Here is a 21,175-nt window from a genome sequence, read left to right as displayed (position 1 = left end):
GTTTCCGGGTCAGGGAGCGGCGTGCGCGCCTTCCGAGGTAGCGGCTGCAGCCAGCCGATCGGACAGCGCATCGTTGCGGTAGAAGGTGTAGGACAGGGTGATCGTCTTGATCTCCGGCGGCAGGTCGGGATCGACGATGAAGCGCACCGGCATGTCGCGCTTCTCACCGGCCTGCAGGGTCTGGGCGGTGAAGCAGAAGCATTCGGTCTTGCTGAAGAACCCCGACGCACGTGCCGGCGCCACCGAGGGCACGGCGCTGCCCACCACCGCGCCTGCACTGTCGTTGCGGGCGAAGTACAGGGCTTCGTTGAGTTCACCCGGCACCACGTCCATGGTCAGCTGCTCGGGGTGGAACGACCACGGCAGGCGCGAATTCACCCCGCCGTCGAATTCCACGCGCACGGTGCGCTTGCCGGTGGCGGCGCCGGTGCTGGCTTCACTGCCGGGGCCGCGCTCCAGGCGCACGCCGAACACTTTTTCGCAGGCGATGCGGTACAGCGGCACCAGCGAGAACGTCAGCAGGAACACCGCCACCGCCACGCCGATCAGGCGCGGCAGGCCGGCGCTGCGTGAGGTCGCGGTGGCCGGTGCATCGCTCATCGGCCGATCACCCCGCTGAGGATGAAGCCCACGTAGACCAGCACGGCGATGGCGCCGACCCACAGTGCGGTGCGGCGGGCGCGCTGGCGCTGCTGGTAAAGCAGACCGTTGGTCGGCTGCATCTCGCCAGTCGACCAACGGTCGACTCTACCGCTCGGCTGCTCTTCGCCCTGGTTCTGGTAGAGCCGACCGTTGGTCGGCTGCTCTTCGCGAGTCGACTGACAGTCGACTCTACCCATCGGAAACGGGTTCTCGTTATGCATGGCCCACCTCAATGCGTGATGTCATCGTGGGCCAGGTCGCCCGGGCGCAGGGTTGGCGGCGTGGTGAAGGTGTGCGCCGGTGCCGGCGAGGGTAGCGTCCACTCCAGCCCGCGTGCACCCTCCCAGGAACGATCGGCGGCCTTTTCACCATTGCGCAGCGACGACAGCAGGATCGCCGCCATCATGAACGGCGTGGCGAACATGCCAAACGCACCGATCGAGCTGATCAGGTTCCAGTCGGCAAACGCCACGCTGTAATCGGGAATGCGCCGCGGCATGCCGGCCAGGCCGAGGAAGTGCTGCGGGAAGAACAACAGGTTCACGAACACGATCGACCACCAGAAGTGCACCTTGGCCCACTTCTCGCTGTACATGCGCCCGGTCCACTTCGGCCACCAGTAATACACTGCTGCGATCAGCGCGAACACTGCACCGGTCACCAGCACGTAGTGGAAGTGGGCCACCACGAAGTAGGTGTCGTGGTACTGGAAGTCGGCGGCGACGATGGCCAGCATCAGGCCGGAGAACCCGCCGATGGTGAACAGGATGACGAAGGCCACCGACCACAGCATCGGCGCTTCGAAGGTAAGCGAGCCGCGCCACATGGTGCTGACCCAGTTGAACACCTTCACCCCGGTCGGGATCGAGATCAGCATGGTGGCGAACATGAAGTAGATCTCGCCGCCCAGCGGCATGCCCACGGTGAACATGTGGTGGGCCCAGACGATGAACGACAGGAAGGCGATCGCCGCGGTGGCGTAGACCATCGCCTGGTAGCCGAACAGCGGCTTGCGGCTGAAGGTCGGGATGATCTCGCTGACCACGCCGAAGGCGGGCAGGATCATGATGTAGACCTCGGGGTGCCCGAAGAACCAGAAGATGTGCTGGTACATCACCGGGTCACCGCCACCGGCGGCATTGAAGAAGCTGGTGCCGAAGAACTTGTCGGTCAGCAGCATGGTCACCGCGCCGGCCAGCACCGGCATCACCGCAATCAGCAGGAACGCGGTGATCAGCCAGGCCCAGCAGAAGATCGGCATCTTCAGCAGGTCGATGCCCGGCGCGCGCATGTTCAGCACCGTGGCGATGATGTTGATCGCGCCCATGATCGAGCTGATGCCGGCCACGTGGATGGCGAACACGCTGAAGGCCACGTTGTAGCCGCCCTGCAGCGACAGCGGCGGGTACAGCGTCCAGCCACCGGCCGGTGCACCGCCGGGCAGGAACAGGGTCAGCAGCAGCAGGCTGAAGGCCACCGGCAGCAGCCAGAACGACCAGTTGTTCATGCGCGGCAGCGCCATGTCCGGCGCGCCGATCTGCAGCGGAATCATCCAGTTGGCCAGGCCCACGAAGGCCGGCATCACGCCACCGAAGATCATCACCAGTGCATGCACGGTGGTCATCTGGTTGAAGAATTCGGGCTTGACGAACTGCAGGCCCGGCTGCGCCAGTTCGGCACGGATCACCACGCTCATCGCCGCACCGATGATGAACATGATGAAGCTGAAACCCAGGTACAGCGTGCCGATGTCCTTGTGGTTGGTCGAGAAGAACCAACGCTCGAAGAAGCTCTGGTGGTGGTGGTGATCGTCGTGCCCAACTGCCGAGTGCGCCATTGCAAAACACCTCTCAGAATCGGTTGTCACCGCGGCCGCAGGCGGCCACGGGTGTTGGATCAGGCCCCGTCGGCCGGCGCCGCCGGCGCCGCAGCGGGCGCGGCGGCATCAGGTGCGGCTTCCGCTGCTGCAGGTGTGGCCGGTGCAGCAGGCTCGGCAGGCGGCGCCGGCTTGCGCTGCGCCAGCCACTGCCTGAAGTCTTCCTTGGACACCGCCTCGACCACGATCGGCATGAAGCCGTGGTCCTTGCCGCACAGTTCTGCGCACTGGCCGCGGTACACGCCGGGCTGCTCGATGCTGGTCCAGGCTTCGTTGATGAAGCCGGGAATGGCGTCCTGCTTCCAGCCCAGCGCCGGCACCCACCAGGCATGGATCACATCGTCGGAGGTGATGACGAAGCGCACTTTGGTATCGACCGGCAGCACCAGGCGGTTGTCCACGTCCAGCAGGTAATGCGGGTGGCTTTCGCGGTCGGGCACGATGCCACTCTGCCGCACCCGGTCCGATTCGCGGTCCAGGCGGCTGGTGAAGGTCACGTTCTCGCCCAGGTATTCGTACTTCCACATCCACTGGTAGCCGGTGATCTTCACCGTCATCTCGGCATCGCGGGTGTCGTACATCTTGATCAGGTTGGCCGTGGCCGGCCAGGCCATCACTACCAGGATGATCACCGGAATGACGGTCCAGATGATCTCGGCCTTGGTGTTGTGGCTGAAGGTGGCCGCCACCGCGCCCTTGGACTTGCGGAACTTGAACATCGCATAGCCCATCGCGCCGAACACGATGACCCCGATCACTGTGCAGATGATCAGCGACAGATTGTTCGACTCCCAGGCCAGGCGCGAGGTCTGGGTGACCCCCTTGCCCATGTTCAGCTGCCACGGCTTGGGATCGGCCGCCTGTGCCCAGGCCAGTGCCGGTACCAGTCCCCCGGCCACCACCGCGGCGGCCGCTGCAACGCACTTCGTGCCCCACCTGCTGCTTTGCTTCATTGCCTAGACCCTTAGCGTCGTCGGTTGCCGCCATCGCTGGCGGCGAGCAAGCCTTCAAGCATTTCAGCAAGCGTCTGGCGTTCGGCCGGCGCGAGGAAACTCCCCACCTCCACCTGCCGTCCGCTGGATGCCAGCCGGACCCTCTCATCACCGGTGACCAGGCGTACCCAATGCGGGTGCGCACGGAACACCGGCGAACCACCGGGCGTGGGGATGACCTCCACACACGCCGGCACTACCCGGATCTCCTCCTGCCGTTCGCCGCTGCGCCACAGGGCGCGCAGGGCGGCTGCCAGCAACAGGCTGTACAGCAGCGCGAACAGGGGGGCGAATACATTGCCAGCCAGCCAACCGACGGCCGAAACCAGCCACATCGCCCCGCCCAACACGGTGAACAACAGGATGAACTGCCGGGCATCGAGCGCCCGTGGGGGACGCAGCCGCAGCTGCGTACCTGACCCATCCGGAGCTGGAAGCACCTCGATCATGTCGCAACCGCGTTCCTGCCGCGGGAAACGTCTCGATGGTAGCCCTGCCCTCTCGCCGGTAGCAAGGGTGCATTCACACTTTTTCCGATGTTGCAATACAGCATGAGCCCGGCGGCGCGAATGACGAATTCGGCACAAAAAAGCCCGGCTGGGCTGAACAGGCTGAATCCACCGCCATCAGGGGCAATCAGCGTTCATCAAGGGCGCTGAGAGGCCCTTCCCGGCGGCCAAAAAATGATTAAAATCGCCAAGTTTTCCACTGGCCGGACCGGCATGAACGCACCCTCTTCCTCCCCCACCGCCAACGACGCGCCGCGTCCGGGCGCGCTGCTGTCGCCGGAACTGCCGGCGCCCCCCAACCCGTTCCGCCAGGCCATCACCGACGCCTGGTTGAAGGACGAGGCCAGCCACGTGCGTGACCTGCTGGCGCAGGCGCGCCTGCCGGCCGAGGAGCAGGCCCGGGTGCAGGCGCTGGCCGCCGACCTGGTCGGCCGGGTGCGCGTGCGCGCCAAGGACCAGGGCGCGATCGAAGCCTTCATGCGCCAGTACGACCTGGGCAGCGAGGAAGGCGTGCTTCTTATGTGCGTGGCCGAGGCGCTGCTGCGCATTCCCGACCAGGACACCGCCGACAAGCTGATCCGCGACAAGCTGGCCGATGCCGACTGGGAAAAGCACCTGGGCGGCAGCGACTCGGTGCTGGTCAACGCCTCCACGTGGGGCCTGATGCTGACCGGCAAGCTGGTGCAGATGAACGATGCCACCCGCGCCGATGCGCCCAGCGCGTTCAAGCGCCTGGTCGGCCGCGTGGGTGAACCGGTGGTGCGCCTGGCCGTGCGCCAGGCGATGAAGATCATGGGCCACCAGTTCGTGATGGGCCGCACCATCAGCGAAGCACTGGCGCGCTCGCACAAGGGCGACAACGCCAGCTACCGCTATTCCTTCGACATGCTGGGCGAAGGCGCGCTGACCATGAAGGACGCGCTGCGCTACCTGGAAGACTACCGTCGTGCGATCCACGCCATCGGCGGTGATCACAAGGCACGCGGCGGCCGCCCCGACGGCGACGTCAACAACGCACCGGGCATCTCGATCAAGCTGTCGGCGCTGTACCCGCGCTACGAACATGCCAAGCGCGCACGCGTGCTGAAGGACCTGGTACCAGGCGTGCTGGAACTGGCGCAGCTGGCCAAGAGCTACGGCATCGGCTGCACCGTCGACGCCGAAGAATCGGACCGCCTGGAACTGTCGCTGGACATCATCGAACAGGTGTTCTCCGATGCCTCGCTGGCCGGCTGGGATGGCTTCGGCGTGGTCGTGCAGGCGTACCAGAAGCGTACCCCGTACACCATCGACCACCTGGCCGACATGGCGCGCCGCGCCGGTCGCCGCCTGCAGGTGCGCCTGGTGAAGGGCGCCTATTGGGATGCCGAGATCAAGCGCGCGCAGATCGAAGGCTATCCGGGCTACCCGGTGTTCACCCGCAAGCAGAACACCGACGTGTCCTACCTGGCCTGTGCCAAGCGTCTGTTCACCCATGCCGATGCGATCTACCCGATGTTCGCCACGCACAACGCGCACACCATCGCCGCGGTGCGCAGCATCGCCAACGGCGGCGTGTACGAGCACCAGAAGCTGCACGGCATGGGCGATGACCTGTACGCCGAAGTGGTGCCGGCCGATCGCCTGGGCCTGCCCTGCCGCGTGTACGCACCGGTGGGTTCGCACGAAGACCTGCTGCCGTACCTGGTGCGCCGCCTGCTGGAAAACGGCGCCAACTCCAGCTTCGTCAACCGCATCACCGACGAGCGCGTGCCGATCGCCGACCTGGTCCGCGACCCGGTCGAGATGGTCGCCTCGTTCGAATCGATTCCGCACCCCAAGATCCCGCTGCCGGTTGACTTGCTGCGCAGCCAGAACCACGACAGGAAGAACTCCATGGGCGCCAACCTCGCCAACGACAACGAACTGCGCGCCCTGGCCGAGCAGATCAACGCGGCTGTAAAGCCGTGGCAGGCCGCGCCGCTGGTGCCGGGTGCGGTCACCACCGGTGCCTCGCTGCCGGTCACCAACCCGGCCGACAGCCGCGACGTGGTGGGCCAGTGGCAGGCCGCCGACGCCGCCACCGTGCAGAAGGCGCTGGCCAATGCCGTGGCCGCGCAGCCGGCCTGGAACCGCACCCCGGCCGCCAGCCGCGCCGCCATCCTGGAACATGCCGCCGACCAGCTGGAAGCGCGCATGCCCGAATTCATGGCGCTGTGCGTGAAGGAAGCCGGCAAGAGCCTGCCCGACGGCATTGCCGAAGTGCGCGAAGCGGTGGATTTCCTGCGCTACTACGCCAAGCAGGCGCGCGAGCAGTTCAGCCACGCCGAGAAGCTGCCCAGCCCGACCGGTGAATCCAACGAGCTGCAGCTGCACGGCCGCGGCGTGTTCGTCTGCATCAGCCCGTGGAACTTCCCGCTGGCGATCTTCCTGGGCCAAGTGGCCGCTGCCCTGGCCGCTGGCAACAGCGTGATCGCCAAGCCGGCCGAGCAGACCAACCTGATCGGCTACTACGCGGTGAAGCTGCTGCACGACGCTGGCGTGCCGGCCGAGGTGGTGCAGTTCCTGCCGGGCGACGGTGCCACCGTCGGTGCCGCGCTGACCGCCGATCCGCGCGTGGCCGGCGTGGCCTTCACCGGCTCCACCGAAACCGCCCGCGCGATCAACCGCGCCATGGCCGCGCGCGACGCCGCCATCGGCGTGCTGATTGCGGAAACCGGCGGCCAGAACGCCTTCATCGCCGACTCTTCGGCGCTGCCGGAACAGCTGGTCAAGGACGCCATCGGTTCGGCCTTCACCTCTGCTGGCCAGCGCTGCTCGGCCGCGCGCGTGCTGTTCGTGCAGGACGACATCGCCGACAAGGTGATGACCATGCTGGCCGGCGCAATGAAGGAACTGAAGGTCGGCAACCCTGGCCTGCTGTCCACCGACGTCGGCCCGGTGATCGACGCCGACGCGCTGAAGATCCTGCAGGACCACGCCGCGCGCATGGACCGCGAAGCGCGCCTGATCGCCGCTGCCGAACTGTCCGCCGAAGCCGCCCATGGCACCTTCTTCGCACCGCGTGCGTATGAACTGAAGGACCTGGGCCAGCTGCAGAAGGAAGTCTTCGGCCCGGTGCTGCACGTGATCCGCTGGAAGGGTGAGCAGCTGGATGCGGTGATCGACCAGATCAACGCCACCGGCTACGGCCTGACCCTGGGCGTGCATTCGCGCATCGACGAAACCGTGGACCGCATCAGCAACGGCGTCCACGTCGGCAACGTCTACGTCAACCGCAACCAGATCGGTGCGGTGGTGGGCGTGCAGCCGTTCGGTGGCCAGGGCCTGTCCGGCACCGGCCCCAAGGCCGGCGGCCCGCACTACCTGCTGCGCTTCGCCACTGAAAAGACGGTGACGGTGAACACCACCGCCGCCGGTGGCAATGCCTCGCTGCTGACCCTGGGCGACTAAGACACCCCTCCCTTCCACGGGTGTGATGGATGCACGGAAAACCCCGCGAAAGCGGGGTTTTTTGTGTCCTTCCGGTGGCGCCAGGCGATGCCCGGCGGCGCTTACCCGGCCACCACGCTGAAGCGGTTGTCCGCGCGCATCGCCAGCTCGGCCTGTACCCGCGCCACCCGCGCGTCCAGATCGCCTTCCAGCAGCACATATGGCACCCCACGCGCCTGCAGCTGCTGCAGGTACCACGCGTGCTGCCGTGCGCGGAATTCCACGCCCACGCGCGTGCCATCCTGCTCGAAGGGAATGTCCGGCGCGCACAGGAACAGCAGGTCGTAGGGCCGCGCTGCGGCGCGCTGCAGCTCCGCTGGCGCCGTCTGGAACATCCAGCCGCTGTAGCCCAGGGTGACCAGCGGGGTGGTATCGCAGAACAGCCAACGGTGCGCGTGCTGCGCCGCCTGCTCTTCATGCTGCGGCTGGGTCGCGGCGATGCGCAGCAGATCCTGCGCGTGCAGCGCACCGCCCTGCTGTTCCCACAACGTACGGCCAAACTCGGGCACCCAGGCCGTGCCCAGGCGTTCGCCCAGCACCCGTGCCAAGGTGCTCTTGCCGGTGGATTCGCCACCAATGAAGGCGACGCGCTGCACGTGGTCGGCATACACCGCCGGCGACAGGCTGCTGCGGTGTGCATGCGGATCAGCACGCAGCTGCGTACCACTGGCCTGGCCGATGTCGGTCGCGCGGTCCAGCCGGTGATGCTGCACCGCTGCAGCGAACTGCTGGGCCAGGGCGGCGGCGAAACCATCGCCATAGTCTTCGCCGGTGAACACGGCCTGCACCGGCCCACCGAACAGCGCCAGGCACAGCCACGCGGTGAAGTCGCGCTGCACCTGCTCGCTTTCACTGTCCTGCGGCAGCGCGCGCACCGCCACGCCATGCGCGCGGCACAGGGCGGCCAAGCGGTCGTCATCCAGCACCACGATGGTCGCCTGCGGGAAGCGCGCCCGCAGCCAGCGCTCGCGCCTCTCGGCACTGTAGCCGGCGAATCCCGGCTGTGACCACCCGATCACCAGCAACTGCTGGCAGCGCGCGGCAGCGAACTCGATCAGCCGTTCATGGCCGCGATGCAGCGGGCAGAACTTGCCCACCACCAGACCGCGCGGCACCTTCTCAGGCAGTGGCATCGGCCGCGCCCGGCGCCGCGCGGTCGGCGCGCATCAGCGTGCGCCAATGGCGCAGCGCCACCAGCGCATTGATCCAGAAACCGATATACAGGATCGAGGTCAGATGCAGGCCGCGGCTGTAGTAAAGCGGCACTGCAATGGTGTTCACCAGCAGCCACACCCACCACGATTCCAGCTTGCGCTGCATCATCAGGATCTGCGCGATCACGCTCAGCACCAGCACTGCCGAATCGATGTACGGCGCATAGGCCTGGGTCAGGCGGGTCAGCATCCAGCCATAGCCCAGCGTGCCCACCACCGCCAGCGGCAGCAGCCACGCCCAGGCGCGCGGGCGCAGCGAGGTGATCGGCAACGGCGCGCCGTGGTCACCCCGCAGCCATTGCCACCAGCCCAGCACGCTGATGACGATGAAGAAGCCCTGCAGCACCATGTCGGCGTACAGGTGCGAACGCTCGAACACCGCAGCGAACAGCGCGCAGCCGACGATGCCCAGCCACCAGGTGTGCACGTTGTTGCGGCCGGCCAGCAGGATCGAGCCGGCCACGGCGATGTTGGCAGCCAGCTCCAGCTGGAAATTGGGATCGGACAGGTTCATGCCACTATTGTCGTCGATCCACGCGCCGCGCGTGGGCGGCCACGACCGGATCGGTGCACGCGATGTGGATGGCCCCAGTAGATCCACGCCATGCGTGGATGACCCACCACCCGTAGATCCACGCCATGCGTGGATGACCCACCACCCGTAGATCCACGCCATGCGTGGATGACCCACCACCCGTAGATCCACGCCATGCGTGGATGACCCACCACCCGTAGATCCACGCCATGCGTGGATGGCGCACCACTAGTAGATCCACGCCATGCGTGGATGGCGCACCACTAGTTGATCCACGCCATGCGTGGATGGCGCACAAAAAGAAAGCCCCGCTTGCGCGGGGCTCTCCCTGTACTGCGTCAGGCCGTGGCCTTTATCAGAACTTGTACTGCATCGAAGCGGCCAGCACGTCGCCGGTCACCTTGTACTTGCCGGTCACGGTGTTGCCAGTGGCCGAGGTCGAGGTGATGTTCGGATCCTTGGTGAACAGGTGGGTGTAGCCCACGCTGTATTCCATCTTCTCCGACGGGGCCCAGGTCAGACCCAGCGACAGCCACTTGCGGGTGGTGTCCGGCACGCGCACGTCGCGGTGGGCATCGGTGGTCGGGGTCTGGTCGTACGCCAGGCCGCCGCGCAGGGTCAGCTGCTCGTTCAGACGGTACTCGGTACCGATCGAAGCGAAGGTGGTGTCGCGGTAGTGGAACGGCAGCACGCTGTCGGGCTGGTTGGAATCGTAGTCAACCGTGACCTGGTCGAACTTGCTCCACGCGGTGCGCGAAACGTCGGCCATGATCTTCCACTGGTCGTTCACGCGGTGGCTGACGCTGACCGTGGCGCTGGCCGGCAGGGTGATGGTGGCACGGCCGTTGCTGTCAACGAAGGTACCCGGGGCAGCGCTGGCCAGGAACGCGGCCGCAGCCGGGGTCATGGTGAAGTCGGCCTTGCCGTCGGTGATCTTGTGTTCCACTTCCGAGCGGTAGCTGAAGGCGATGTTGGTGCCTTCCACCGGGCTGACGGTCATGCCCAGGGTGTAACCCACGGACATTTCGTCGCCCTTGATGCGCAGGTAGCCATCGGCGGTACCCGGCGAGAAGCCCAGCTGGGCAGCCTGGATACCGGCCTGGCGGGCAGCGGCAGCGGCCTGGGCCTGGGTGCCGCCACGGGCCAGCACGGTGGCAGCAGCACGCTGCTGGGCGCTGGCGTTGATGGCGGTGCCGGCATCGACGGCGCTGGTCAGGTCAACGTCCAGGCGCTCGACGAACACCGACGCACCGAAGGACAGGTACGGGTTCACGTCGTAGGAGAACGCGGCGCCCAGGTCGACGGCCTGCAGTTCGGTCTTCACGCCGTTGTAGCGGCCGACCCAGTCACGGTCGTATTCGGTCTTGAAGCCGAACGGCACCGACAGCGACACACCGAAGTGCATGTTGTCCTTTTCGCCGAACGGCACGTGGAAGTAAGCGGCCGGAACCGGGGCGATCATGCCGGCGTCGCCGCCGTTGCCGCCGGAAATCGGGGCGCCGTTGCCGTACTGGCCTTCGCCGCGGAACTTGGCGCCGAAGCTGATGGCGCTCACGTCACCCTGGAACTGGGTGCCGTCGAGCAGGCGCATCGAGGCCGGGTTGGTGGCGACCACCGAGGCATCGCCTTCGGCAGAGGTCGAGCCGGCGAACGCGCGGCCGAGGCCCTTGGCGCTGTTTTCCTTCAGCTGGAAGGCAGCGGCGTTGGCATCGGCGGCGGCCAGCGCACCGGCAACGCCGACGGCCAGCAGGGTCAGTCGGGCAATGGTGGAAGCAGTTTGCATCGTGTTCTCTCTCCGGTAAGCGGTGATGGTGCTCTGAGTGCGCCTGCGCCTACCGGACCCGAAGGCCCGCCAGAACGCGCCGGATTCCCCTCCCGACATACGACGCCGTATGCGAGTATCACTCAGAGACGTTAATGAAACAATAACAGCAGCGGGGCTTTTCCCTTCGCAAAACATGAACAGGCGCCTCCCCGCACAATGCCCGCGCACGCTAGGCTAGCGCCCATGTTCGTCTCGCTCCCCTCACGCAAGAAGGCGGCCCTGCGCTGGGCCACGCCCGTGCTGTTTGCGTCAGTGTGGCTGGCGTTCCTGTGGTCCATCTCACGCCCGGACGACGCCCGTCGCAGCCTGTGGCTGGACTGGGGCGCCCTGTCCACCGGCCTGACCCACCCGCTGGACTACTGGGCCACGCTGCAGGACGGCAGCGTGCTGCGCCTGTTCACCGCCCTGTTCCTGCACGCGGACTGGTCGCACCTGCTGGGCAACCTGGTGTTCCTGCTGATCTTCGGCCTGCCCGCCGAGCGCGTGCTGGGCCCGTGGCGGTTGCTGCTGCTGTTCCTGCTGGGCGGGGCGGTATCGAACCTGGTGGCGATCTACACCATGGGCAGCCCGGACCAGATCATCATCGGCGCCAGCGGTGCGGTGTCGGCGCTGATCGGCGCTTATCTGGCGCTGTTCCCCGGCGCGCGGCTGGGGGTGGTCATTCCGCTGGGCCTGTTCTTGGAATTCGTGCGCGCCCCGGCCTACCTGCTGATCGGCGTGTGGGCGTCGCTGCAGGTGGTGTTCGCCTACATCGGCCCGACCTTCGGCATGGTGGCCTGGTGGGCGCACATCGGCGGCTTCCTGTTCGGCCTGCTCTACGGCGTCTACGTGCGCGCCGCGATCGCCCGCAAGCTGCGCAAGCGCCACGGCTTCTAGCCATCTTCTCCGTAACGTCGAGCTTGCTCGACTGCTTTGGCCTGTCCGTAGAGGCGAGCTTGCTCGACTGCTCTGGCCTGTCCGTAGAGTCGAGCTTGCTCGACTGCTTCAGGAAAAAACAGTCGAGCAAGCTCGACTCTACCTACGCCGCACGGCTGACCAGCAAGGTGTTGTGGTGCGTGTCGAACACCAGTGTCGCGCCCTCATCCAGCACCACGGCGTATTCGAAGAAGGGCAGCTCACCCAGCAGGGGCACCAGCTCGCTCGCCGGCAATGACCACACCGGCCACGGTCCGGCGCGTTCGTCAGAAACGATCAGCTGGATCTCACTCTGCGCAGGCCCCAGCAGTTCCGCCAGGCGGGCAAGCCCCTGCATGCCATCGTCGTAGCATGCATGCGCCCGTACAGCAGGGGCACCGTCCCACCAGAGAATCCGTCCCGGGTCGATGCCATGCCGATGGGCGAGGGCGTGCAGCCAGGCGCCGGCGACGCCGGGCGCCCAAGGCTCGCGAGCCAGCAGTTCGCCGATGCGGAAAGCGAGCGCGGAATCGTCCATGGGCGAGCATCGCATCGCCGGGCACGGCCCGGCGCTACCGTCAGGGCTTGGTCGGGGCCGGGGCGGGCTTTGCTTCCGGCTTCGCTTCAGCCTTCGCCGGCGGCTTGGCTGCAGCAGCCTTGGCGGCCTCGGCCTTCAGCCGCGCGGCCACCGAACCGGGGTTCTTCAGTTCGGCCAGGGCATCGTCGATGGGGCCGTCGCCCGGCAGCACGGCGCCGGCGCTGTAGCCCTCGGTGCCTTCGTCGTCACCACGCAGGTGGCCCGGCAGGGTCGCCTCGCTGTAGTCGCTCAGGCTGGCCGGCAGCGCGTCTTCTTCCGGCGTGGGCGCCGGCTTCAGTTCCACGTCCGGCACGATGCCGGTGGCCTGGATCGACTTGCCGCTGGGCGTGTAGTAGCGCGCGGTGGTCAGCTTCACCGAGTCGCCGTTGTCCAGCGGCAGCACGGTCTGCACCGAGCCCTTGCCGAAGGTGCGGCTGCCGACCACGCGTGCCCGCTGGTTGTCGCGCAGCGCACCGGCCAGCACTTCCGACGCACTGGCCGAACCGGCATCGACCAGCACCACCACCGGCGCGCCCTTCAGCAGGTCGCCCGGGGTGGCGTCGAAGCGTGCATCACTGATACGGATGCGGCCGCGCGTGCTGACGATGTTGCCCTTCTCCAGCAGATCGTCGGCCACCTGCACGGCGGCTGTCAGCAGACCACCGGGGTTGCTGCGCAGATCCAGCACCAGGCCCTTCAGGCTGCCGCCGGACTGCTTCTGCAGCTGCTGCACGTGCTTCTGGAAATCAGCGCCGGTGTCGGCCTGGAACGTGGCCAGGCGGATATAGCCGTAACCCGGTTCCAGCAGGCGGCTGCGCACGCTGGTCACGCGGATGGTCTGCCGGGTGAGCGGCACATCGAACGGCTTGGGCTTGCCCTCGCGCACGATGGTCAGCACCACCTTGCTGCCGGCCGGGCCGCGCAGCGGTTCGCTGGCATCGATGGCGCTGATCGGCTTGCCGTCGATGGCGATGATCAGATCGCCCGCCAGGATGCCGGCCTTGGCCGCAGGCGTATCGTCAATCGGAGAAATCACCTTCATCGAAGCGTTGTCGGGCTGCTGCTGCAGCTCCACGCCAATGCCTTCGTAGGCGCCGTTGGCCTGTTCGTCGAAGGCCTCGGCGTCTTCCTTGTTGAAGTAGGTGCTGTGCGGATCCAGGTCCAGCAGCAGGCCGCGCACCGCCGACTGCATCAGCTTGTTGTCGTCCACCGGGTCCACGTAGGCCGCACGCACGGCGTTGTAGACCGCCACGAAGCGCCGGATATCTTCCAGCGGCACCTTCGATGTCACCGCCTCTTCGTTGCTGGCGGCCTGCGCCGGGGTTTCGGCGGCGGCCGCAGGCGCGGTCTGCTGCGCCCAGGACAACGCTGGCAACAAGGCCAGCAAGAGGGTGGCGGTACGGGCTGCGCGCATGGATCACTCCTGTCGACGGTGGCATCGTGCCCAAGGCACATGCACCGATTATGCGCGAAGCGTGGGTAAATTCCCGTTGAATCCCGCGGCCATGCGGCCGCCAGGATTCAGCGGCGCTGCAGCCAGCTGTCCGGATTGACCGGTTGGCCACCGCGGCGCAGTTCGAAGTACAGCGCGGTGACGCCCTGGCCGCCGGAGTTGCCAACCTTGGCCACCGCATCGCCGCGGCTGACGCGCGCGCCGGCATCCTTCAGCAGGGTGTCGTTGTGCGCGTACAGGCTCATGTAGCCATTGCCGTGGTCGACGATCAGGATCATGCCGTAGCCGGTCATCCAGTCGGAGAACACCACGGTGCCATCGGCCACCGCCGTGACCGTGCTGCCGGCCGGCGCACCGATCAGCACGCCGCTGCTGGTACGGCCATCGGGCAGCTTGCCACCGTAGCGGGCCAGCAGATTGCCCGACAGCGGCCAGCCCAGGCCGCCGACCTTCGGCGCGGGCGCCGAGGCCACTGCCGGCGGTACCTTGGTGGGCGGCGCCGGGCGGCCTTCGGCCTTGGCCTGGCGGGCCGCTTTCTCGGCCGCCGCCTTTTCCGCCGCCGCCTTGCGTGCAGCGGCGCGGCGCTCGGCTTCGGCGCGGGCGGCAGCGGCGCGCAGGTTGGCCAGCAGGGTTTCCAGCGCCTTGGCATCCTGGCCCAGCGCCTGTTCTTTCTCGCGCCGGTCCTTGAAGCGTTCTTCCAGCGACGCCACCGTCTGCGCCCGTTCGCGGCGGTCGGCAGCCAGCGTGGCGGCCTGCTGCTTCTGGTCGCGCTGGGCGCCCTGAAGATGCTGCTGGCGCTCGGCGATCTGGGCCTGCAGCGTCTCCAGTTCCTGCAGATCCGCGGTGAGGGTGGCGATGCGCTCGGCGCGCTCGCGCTGCAGGTAGCGGTGGTAGGCCAGGGCGCGGTTGGCATCGGCCACCGTGTCCTGCGACAGCAGCAGCTTCAGCGGCGCGTGATTGCCCAACTGGTAGGCCGCGCGCAGCAGGCCGGCCAGTTCGCGGTGCTGCTTGGCCAGGGTGGCCTGCAGTTCGTTGCGGCGCTGCTCGGCCTGGGCCAGCGCCTGGGCCTGTTCGCGCAGCGCGCTTTCAGTCTGGGCCAGGCTGCGGCCACTGCGGGCCACTTTTTCGTCGGCCTCGCGCAGTTGTCGCGATGCCTGGCCACGCTGGCCCTCGATCTGCCGGCGCTCCTGCGCCACGTCCTTCAGCTCGCTGCGCAGCTTCTGCAGCTTGCGCTCGGCCTCGCGGGTGGACGCGGTCTGCGCCCCGCCCGGCACCGGCAGTGCCAGCGCCAAAGCCAGCCCCAGCAACAGGCAACGCGCGCCGCGGACGGCGATGTGATGCTGGCGTGAGGGGAAGACGTTGTGGCGCAAGGGCTTTCCAGTGACTTCAGGCAGTTGCAGGGGGTGCCGGGGAATGGTGACATCTCCGCACGCGGCCTGCCAGCCGCACAACAACGAGGTCCCCATGAAAACCCATTCCATTCCGCTGCTGTTGGGCCTGCTGCTGGCCGCCGCGCCGCTGGCGGCGCAGGAAAACATCAGCAAGGTCAACGGCAGCATCGGCGCCGATCCGGGCCAGCGCTACGGCAAGCTGGACACCGTCAATGGCAGCATCCGCGTGGGCGAAGGCGTGGAAACCGGCAGCATCGACACCGTCAACGGCGGGGTGACCGTGGCCGACCGCGCACGCACCGGCAGCATCGAGACGGTGAACGGTGGCGTTCGCCTGGGCCGCGAAGTGATCGCCCACGGCGATGTCAGCACGGTCAACGGCAGCATCTTCAGCGACGCCGGCAGCCAGATCGAAGGCGGCGTGGAAACGGTCAACGGTGGCATCGGCCTGGTCAACAGCCGGGTGCGCAAGGACGTGGAAACGGTGAACGGTGACATCACCGTCGGCATCGGTTCGCAGGTGTCCGGTGGCGTGCACGTGCGCAAGCCGAACTTCAGCGTCTCGCTCACCACCAGCCGCAAGCCGCGCATCATCATCGGCCCCAATGCCGTGGTCAGTGGCCCGCTGGAATTCGAGCGCGAGGTGGTGCTGTACGTGCACCGCAGCGCCCGCATCGGTCCGGTCACCGGCGCCGACGCCATCCCGTTCGACACCGATACCGCCCCGGCGGATTGACGTCGTGCTGCACCGGGGACTGATCCCCGCTACCTGGCCGTGCCTGGCGCGGCCCCCATCTGTATCCAGGATACCGACGATGCCCCGTAAACTCCTTCTGTGCCTGGCCGCTGCGGCCGCGCTCAGCGCCTGCAAGGGCGAAGACACGCCCGCCGCCGCGCCGGCCACCGACACCGCTGCGGCGGCCAAGCCGGCCAGCCACGCGTTCTCGCCGGACATCAACGCCGCCGATTTCAGCGAGATGGTGAAGACCCTGGCCTCGGATGAGTTCGAAGGCCGCGCCCCCGGCAGCAAGGGCGAAGAGCTGACGGTCAACTACATCCGCGACCAGATGCAGCGCATCGGCCTGCAGCCGGGCAACGGTGACAGCTGGTTCCAGGACGTGCCGATGACCGAAACCACGGCCGATGAGTCGACCGTGCTGAAGATCGAGCAGGGCGGCAAGACCACCGAACTGAAGTTCGGCACCGACATGGTGGTCGGCACCCGTACTGGCCAGACCGAAGTGAAGCTGGATGCCAGCAACCTGGTGTTCGTCGGCTACGGCGTGGACGCCCCGGAGCAGAAGTGGAACGACTACCAGGGCCAGGACTGGAAGGGCAAGACGGTGGTCATGTTCGTCAATGACCCGGGCTTCCACGTCGACGACCAGACCCTGTTCGACGGCAAGCGCATGACCTATTACGGCCGCTGGACCTACAAGTTCGAAGAGGCCGCGCGCAAGGGCGCCGCCGGCGCGCTGATCGTGCATGACACCGCCGGTGCCTCCTATGGCTGGGATGTGGTGAAGAACTCCTGGGCCGGCCCGCAGTACGACCTGCCGGCCAAGGATGATCCGGAGCGCCGCCTGCCGGTGCAGGGCTGGCTGAGTGCCGAGGCCGCCAAGGCGCTGTTCGCCGGTGCCGGCCTGGACCTGGCCCAGGCGTACAAGGACGCCAGCAAGCGCGGCTTCAAGCCGGTACCGCTGCAGGCCACCGCCTCGGTCGACCTGAAGAGCCAGGTCGCGCAGAAGCAGTCGCGCAACGTGGTGGGCGTGCTGCCGGGCAGCAAGCGTGCCGACGAAGCCGTGCTGTACATGGCCCACTGGGACCATCTGGGCAAGCATGAAGGCGAGGAAGGCGACAACATCTACAACGGGGCCGTGGACAACGCCACCGGCGTGGCCGGCATTCTGGAAGTGGCCGAAGCCATGGCCCACCAGGACCCGAAGCCGGAGCGCTCGGTGGTGTTCCTGGCGGTCACCTTGGAAGAGTCTGGCCTGCTGGGTTCGAAGTACTACGTGGCCCACCCGACCTTCCCGCTGGACAAGATTGCCGGGGTGATCAACATCGACGCGATGTCGGTGGCCGGCCGTGCCAAGGACGTGACCGTGACCGGCTTCGGCAGTTCCGAGCTGGAAGACATCCTGAAGCCGCTGGCGGCCGCACAGGACCGTACTTTGCACGGTGAAACCTCGGTGCAGAGCGGGTTCTACTTCCGTTCCGACCACTTCAACTTCGCCAAGGCCGGCGTGCCGGCCCTGTATGCCGATGGCGGTGAGGACCTGCGCGACGGCGGCGTTGACGCCGGCCGCAAGGCAGCGACCGACTACGGCAACAACCGCTACCACGGCCCGAAGGATGAGTTCGACGCGGCCACCTGGAAGCTGGATGGCACCGTGGAAGACCTGCAGCTGATGTACGGCGTGGGCAAGGAACTGGCGGGCGGCGATCGCTGGCCGAACTGGTACGAAGGCAATCCCTTCAAGGCCGCCCGCGACACCATGATGAAGAACAAGGCCTCGGCCCCGTAGCGTCGAGCGTGCTCGACTGATTCATCTGGACAACAGAGCGGCGCCCCACGGGGCGCCGCTTTTTTTGTGCCGCCGCCCAGAGTAGGTGGCAACCTTGGTTGGCACTGCTTTCCGCCGGGCATGACCCGGCGCTACCCATCCACGCGTGGCGTGGATCTACTGGGGTCAGCCCTGGTAGGTGCCAACCTTGGTTGGCACTGCTTTCCGCCGGGCATGGCCCGGCGCTACCCATCCACGCATGGCGTGGATCTACCGGGCGCTTGGTTTCGCGCCAAACCCATCCACGCACGGTAGGTGCCAACCTTGGTTGGCACTGTTTTCCGCCGGGCATGGCCCGGCGCTACCCATCAACGCGTGGCGTGGATCTACCGGGCGCTTGGTTTCGCGAAAAAACCATCCACGCACGGTAGGTGCCAACCTTGGTTGGCACTGCTTTCCGCCGGGCATGGCCCGGCGCTACCCATCCACGCATGGCGTGGATCTACTGGGGTCAGCCCTGGTAGGTGCCAACCTTGGTTGGCACTGCTTTCCGCCGGGCATGGCCCGGCGCTACCCATCCACGCGTGGCGTGGATCTACCGGGCGCTTGGTTTCGCGCAAAGAAAAACCCCGCTGCGTGAGCAGCGGGGTTTTGGGTGTAAACCCTGGCGATGACCTACTCTCGCATGGCTTGAGCCACACTACCATCGGCGCAGCTGCGTTTCACTTCCGAGTTCGGGATGGGATCGGGTGGTTCCACAGCGCTAATTTCACCAGGGAGACGGTTGCAGCAGCGCTTGCAGCGCCAGCTCGCGATCTTGCCCTTGGGGCGGAAGGTACCTGGAAAAAGCAGTGCCTTCACTTAATAAGAAAAAACCCCGCTGCGTGAGCAGCGGGGTTTTTGGGTATAAACCCTGGCGATGACCTACTCTCGCATGGCTTGAGCCACACTACCATCGGCGCAGCTGCGTTTCACTTCCGAGTTCGGGATGGGATCGGGTGGTTCCACAGCGCTTAAACCCTGGCGATGACCTACTCTCGCATGGCTTGAGCCACACTACCATCGGCGCAGCTGCGTTTCACTTCCGAGTTCGGGATGGGATCGGGTGGTTCCACAGCGCTAATTTCACCAGGGAGGCTTTTGGAGAGTCGCACTCGTCCCGGGGGACAAGGCGCCAGCCTCGCATAGTTCTTGTGACGTAGCGTGCACTTGGATGCTCTTACGACGCTGTCGTAAAGCCAAGGCAACTTGAGGTTATATGGTCAAGCCGCACGGATCATTAGTATCAGTTAGCTCAATGCATTGCTGCACTTACACACCTGACCTATCAACCACGTAGTCTACATGGTTCCTTCAGGGGGCTTGTGCCCCGGGAGATCTCATCTTGAGGCGCGCTTCCCGCTTAGATGCTTTCAGCGGTTATCGCTTCCGAACATAGCTACCCGGCAATGCCACTGGCGTGACAACCGGAACACCAGAGGTTCGTCCACTCCGGTCCTCTCGTACTAGGAGCAGCCCCTCTCAAATCTCCAACGCCCATGGCAGATAGGGACCGAACTGTCTCACGACGTTCTGAACCCAGCTCGCGTACCACTTTAAATGGCGAACAGCCATACCCTTGGGACCGACTACAGCCCCAGGATGTGATGAGCCGACATCGAGGTGCCAAACACCGCCGTCGATATGAACTCTTGGGCGGTATCAGCCTGTTATCCCCGGAGTACCTTTTATCCGTTGAGCGATGGCCCTTCCATACAGAACCACCGGATCACTAAGTCCTAGTTTCCTACCTGCTTGATCCGTCGATCTTGCAGTCAAGCACGCTTATGCCTTTGCACACAGTGCGCGATGTCCGACCGCGCTGAGCGTACCTTCGAGCTCCTCCGTTACTCTTTAGGAGGAGACCGCCCCAGTCAAACTACCCACCATACACGGTCCCCGACCCAGATAATGGGCCCAGGTTAGAACGTCAAGCACGACAGGGTGGTATTTCAAGGATGGCTCCACTGCAGCTAGCGCCACAGTTTCATAGCCTCCCACCTATCCTACACAGACGAACTCAACGTTCAGTGTAAAGCTATAGTAAAGGTTCACGGGGTCTTTCCGTCTTGCCACGGGAACGCTGCATCTTCACAGCGATTTCAATTTCACTGAGTCTCGGGTGGAGACAGCGCCGCTGTCGTTACGCCATTCGTGCAGGTCGGAACTTACCCGACAAGGAATTTCGCTACCTTAGGACCGTTATAGTTACGGCCGCCGTTTACTGGGGCTTCGATCAAGAGCTTCGCCTTGCGGCTGACCCCATCAATTAACCTTCCAGCACCGGGCAGGCGTCACACCCTATACGTCCACTTTCGTGTTTGCAGAGTGCTGTGTTTTTGATAAACAGTCGCAGCGGCCTGGTTACTGCGACCCTCGGTAGCTTGTGCTCGCATGAGCCACCACCAAGGGTGCACCTTCTCCCGAAGTTACGGTGCCATGTTGCCTAGTTCCTTCACCCGAGTTCTCTCAAGCGCCTGAGAATTCTCATCCTACCCACCTGTGTCGGTTTACGGTACGGTCTGCGTAAGCTGAAGCTTAGGAGCTTTTCCTGGAAGCGTGGTATCAGTGACTTCGCCATAAAGGCTCGTCTCGGTGCTCGGTCTTAAAGGATCCCGGATTTGCCAAAGATCCAAACCTACCGCCTTTCCCCAGGACAACCAACGCCTGGTACACCTAACCTTCTCCGTCCCTCCATCGCACTTACGCGAGGTGCAGGAATATTAACCTGCTTCCCATCGACTACGACTTTCGTCCTCGCCTTAGGGGCCGACTCACCCTGCGCCGATTAACGTTGCGCAAGGAAACCTTGGGCTTTCGGCGTGCGGGTTTTTCACCCGCATTATCGTTACTCATGTCAGCATTCGCACTTCCGATACCTCCAGCAGACTTCTCAATCCACCTTCAACGGCTTACGGAACGCTCCTCTACCGCGCATACAAAGTATGCACCCCAAGCTTCGGTTCTGTGCTTAGCCCCGTTAAATCTTCCCCGCAGACCGACTCGACCAGTGAGCTATTACGCTTTCTTTAAAGGGTGGCTGCTTCTAAGCCAACCTCCTGGCTGTCTGTGCCTTTCCACATGGTTTTCCACTTAGCACAAAATTTGGGACCTTAGCTGTGGGTCTGGGTTGTTTCCCTTTTCACGACGGACGTTAGCACCCGCCGTGTGTCTCCCATACAGTCCGTCTCGGTATTCGGAGTTTGCAATGGTTTGGTAAGTCGCGATGACCCCCTAGCCATAACAGTGC

The 21,175-nt window shown here is 65.6% G+C and carries 15 protein-coding genes and 3 rRNA genes (1 of these 18 running past the window's edge); 4 read left to right on the top strand and 14 right to left on the bottom strand.

The annotated features are described in order from the left end of the window. Positions 1 to 9: 9 nt before the first annotated feature. The 5 genes from C1930_RS01930 to C1930_RS01910 are packed head-to-tail and all read right to left on the bottom strand — an operon-like array spanning position 10 to position 3,959. A complete protein-coding gene (locus C1930_RS01930) occupies positions 10 to 600 on the bottom strand; it encodes a cytochrome c oxidase assembly protein (protein WP_108751938.1) in 591 nt (196 codons plus the stop codon). After that, positions 597 to 863: a hypothetical protein gene (locus tag C1930_RS01925; protein ID WP_108770947.1), complete on the bottom strand. Its 267-nt coding sequence runs from the start codon at positions 861 to 863 to the stop codon at positions 597 to 599. Before C1930_RS01925 ends, C1930_RS01930 begins: the two co-directional genes overlap by 4 nt. Before the next feature lie 8 nt (positions 864 to 871). After that, complete coding sequence (gene ctaD, locus C1930_RS01920; protein ID WP_108751936.1) at positions 872 to 2,479, bottom strand: cytochrome c oxidase subunit I; 1,608 nt, start codon at positions 2,477 to 2,479, stop codon at positions 872 to 874. Between the two features lie 59 nt (positions 2,480 to 2,538). Then, positions 2,539 to 3,471, bottom strand: a complete 933-nt coding sequence (gene coxB, locus C1930_RS01915; RefSeq protein WP_108751935.1) for a cytochrome c oxidase subunit II — start codon at positions 3,469 to 3,471, stop codon at positions 2,539 to 2,541. A gap of 11 nt (positions 3,472 to 3,482) precedes the next feature. Next, on the bottom strand, positions 3,483 to 3,959 hold the full coding sequence (locus tag C1930_RS01910) for a DUF2244 domain-containing protein (protein WP_108748234.1): 477 nt from the start codon (positions 3,957 to 3,959) through the stop codon (positions 3,483 to 3,485). Between the two features lie 273 nt (positions 3,960 to 4,232). Here C1930_RS01910 and putA point away from each other — a divergent pair, with 273 nt between their 5' ends. Further along, positions 4,233 to 7,451 carry a bifunctional proline dehydrogenase/L-glutamate gamma-semialdehyde dehydrogenase PutA gene (gene putA, locus C1930_RS01905; RefSeq protein ID WP_108770946.1) on the top strand — a complete coding sequence of 1,073 codons (3,219 nt, stop codon included), beginning with the start codon at positions 4,233 to 4,235 and terminating at the stop codon, positions 7,449 to 7,451. Positions 7,452 to 7,552: 101 nt separating this feature from the next. On the opposite strand, the gene C1930_RS01900 is transcribed toward putA, so the two are convergent. The 3 genes from C1930_RS01900 to C1930_RS01890 form a co-directional block, all read right to left on the bottom strand. Further along, positions 7,553 to 8,623 (bottom strand): AAA family ATPase, encoded by a 1,071-nt coding sequence (locus C1930_RS01900; RefSeq protein ID WP_108755195.1) that lies wholly within the window; start codon positions 8,621 to 8,623, stop codon positions 7,553 to 7,555. Continuing rightward, positions 8,610 to 9,218: a nicotinamide riboside transporter PnuC gene (pnuC, locus tag C1930_RS01895; protein ID WP_108755194.1), complete on the bottom strand. Its 609-nt coding sequence runs from the start codon at positions 9,216 to 9,218 to the stop codon at positions 8,610 to 8,612. Before pnuC ends, C1930_RS01900 begins: the two co-directional genes overlap by 14 nt. 376 nt (positions 9,219 to 9,594) lie before the next feature. Further along, a complete protein-coding gene (locus C1930_RS01890) occupies positions 9,595 to 11,022 on the bottom strand; it encodes an outer membrane protein transport protein (protein ID WP_108755193.1) in 1,428 nt (475 codons plus the stop codon). A 225-nt stretch (positions 11,023 to 11,247) separates the two neighbouring features. On the opposite strand from C1930_RS01890, the gene C1930_RS01885 reads away from it, so the two are divergent. Continuing rightward, positions 11,248 to 11,940, top strand: coding sequence for a rhomboid family intramembrane serine protease (locus C1930_RS01885; protein ID WP_108770945.1), 693 nt, complete (start codon positions 11,248 to 11,250; stop codon positions 11,938 to 11,940). 142 nt (positions 11,941 to 12,082) lie between these two features. Here C1930_RS01885 and C1930_RS01880 read toward each other — a convergent pair whose 3' ends face one another. The 3 genes from C1930_RS01880 to C1930_RS01870 all read right to left on the bottom strand — a co-directional run bounded on the left by C1930_RS01880 (position 12,083) and on the right by C1930_RS01870 (position 15,358). Then, a complete protein-coding gene (locus C1930_RS01880; RefSeq protein WP_108770944.1) occupies positions 12,083 to 12,496 on the bottom strand; it encodes a hypothetical protein in 414 nt (137 codons plus the stop codon). Between the two features lie 40 nt (positions 12,497 to 12,536). Then, positions 12,537 to 13,949 (bottom strand): S41 family peptidase, encoded by a 1,413-nt coding sequence (locus C1930_RS01875; protein WP_108751930.1) that lies wholly within the window; start codon positions 13,947 to 13,949, stop codon positions 12,537 to 12,539. A gap of 107 nt (positions 13,950 to 14,056) precedes the next feature. Beyond that, on the bottom strand, positions 14,057 to 15,358 hold the full coding sequence (locus C1930_RS01870) for a peptidoglycan DD-metalloendopeptidase family protein (RefSeq protein ID WP_108755192.1): 1,302 nt from the start codon (positions 15,356 to 15,358) through the stop codon (positions 14,057 to 14,059). Between the two features lie 94 nt (positions 15,359 to 15,452). Between C1930_RS01870 and C1930_RS01865 the strand changes: the two genes are divergently transcribed. Together C1930_RS01865 and C1930_RS01860 are read left to right on the top strand one after the other, a co-directional pair. Beyond that, positions 15,453 to 16,115, top strand: a complete 663-nt coding sequence (locus C1930_RS01865) for a hypothetical protein (RefSeq protein WP_108757616.1) — start codon at positions 15,453 to 15,455, stop codon at positions 16,113 to 16,115. 79 nt (positions 16,116 to 16,194) lie between these two features. Further along, the gene (locus C1930_RS01860; RefSeq protein ID WP_108755191.1) at positions 16,195 to 17,907 is read left to right on the top strand and encodes a M28 family metallopeptidase; all 1,713 of its coding nucleotides are present in this window, start codon (positions 16,195 to 16,197) and stop codon (positions 17,905 to 17,907) included. A gap of 641 nt (positions 17,908 to 18,548) precedes the next feature. On the opposite strand, the gene rrf (C1930_RS01855) is transcribed toward C1930_RS01860, so the two are convergent. The 3 genes from rrf (C1930_RS01855) to C1930_RS01845 form a co-directional block, all read right to left on the bottom strand. Continuing rightward, positions 18,549 to 18,663, bottom strand: a 5S ribosomal RNA gene (gene rrf, locus C1930_RS01855). Between the two features lie 241 nt (positions 18,664 to 18,904). Further along, a 5S ribosomal RNA gene (gene rrf, locus C1930_RS01850) occupies positions 18,905 to 19,019 on the bottom strand. Positions 19,020 to 19,144: 125 nt separating this feature from the next. After that, positions 19,145 to 21,175 (bottom strand): 23S ribosomal RNA (locus C1930_RS01845); it runs 847 nt beyond the window's last position.

Origin of the sequence: Stenotrophomonas sp. SAU14A_NAIMI4_8, from assembly GCF_003086695.1 — a bacterium.
Taxonomy (GTDB): domain Bacteria; phylum Pseudomonadota; class Gammaproteobacteria; order Xanthomonadales; family Xanthomonadaceae; genus Stenotrophomonas.
Note: the sequence above shows the minus strand (reverse complement) of the source record. Positions and strands in the feature narration are given on the sequence as shown.

Excerpts from the sequence above, each read along its gene's own strand:
- C1930_RS01865 (WP_108757616.1), top strand. The coding sequence starts at position 15,453 with ATGAAAACCCATTCCATTCCGCTGCTGTTGGGCCTGCTGCTGGCCGCC.
- C1930_RS01875 (WP_108751930.1), bottom strand. The coding sequence starts at position 13,949 with ATGCGCGCAGCCCGTACCGCCACCCTCTTGCTGGCCTTGTTGCCAGCG.
- C1930_RS01930 (WP_108751938.1), bottom strand. The coding sequence starts at position 600 with ATGAGCGATGCACCGGCCACCGCGACCTCACGCAGCGCCGGCCTGCCG.
- pnuC (WP_108755194.1), bottom strand. The coding sequence starts at position 9,218 with ATGAACCTGTCCGATCCCAATTTCCAGCTGGAGCTGGCTGCCAACATC.
- C1930_RS01880 (WP_108770944.1), bottom strand. The coding sequence starts at position 12,496 with ATGGACGATTCCGCGCTCGCTTTCCGCATCGGCGAACTGCTGGCTCGC.
- C1930_RS01890 (WP_108755193.1), bottom strand. The coding sequence starts at position 11,022 with ATGCAAACTGCTTCCACCATTGCCCGACTGACCCTGCTGGCCGTCGGC.
- C1930_RS01885 (WP_108770945.1), top strand. The coding sequence starts at position 11,248 with ATGTTCGTCTCGCTCCCCTCACGCAAGAAGGCGGCCCTGCGCTGGGCC.
- putA (WP_108770946.1), top strand. The coding sequence starts at position 4,233 with ATGAACGCACCCTCTTCCTCCCCCACCGCCAACGACGCGCCGCGTCCG.
- ctaD (WP_108751936.1), bottom strand. The coding sequence starts at position 2,479 with ATGGCGCACTCGGCAGTTGGGCACGACGATCACCACCACCACCAGAGC.
- coxB (WP_108751935.1), bottom strand. The coding sequence starts at position 3,471 with ATGAAGCAAAGCAGCAGGTGGGGCACGAAGTGCGTTGCAGCGGCCGCC.
- C1930_RS01910 (WP_108748234.1), bottom strand. The coding sequence starts at position 3,959 with ATGATCGAGGTGCTTCCAGCTCCGGATGGGTCAGGTACGCAGCTGCGG.
- C1930_RS01925 (WP_108770947.1), bottom strand. The coding sequence starts at position 863 with ATGCATAACGAGAACCCGTTTCCGATGGGTAGAGTCGACTGTCAGTCG.
- C1930_RS01900 (WP_108755195.1), bottom strand. The coding sequence starts at position 8,623 with ATGCCACTGCCTGAGAAGGTGCCGCGCGGTCTGGTGGTGGGCAAGTTC.
- C1930_RS01860 (WP_108755191.1), top strand. The coding sequence starts at position 16,195 with ATGCCCCGTAAACTCCTTCTGTGCCTGGCCGCTGCGGCCGCGCTCAGC.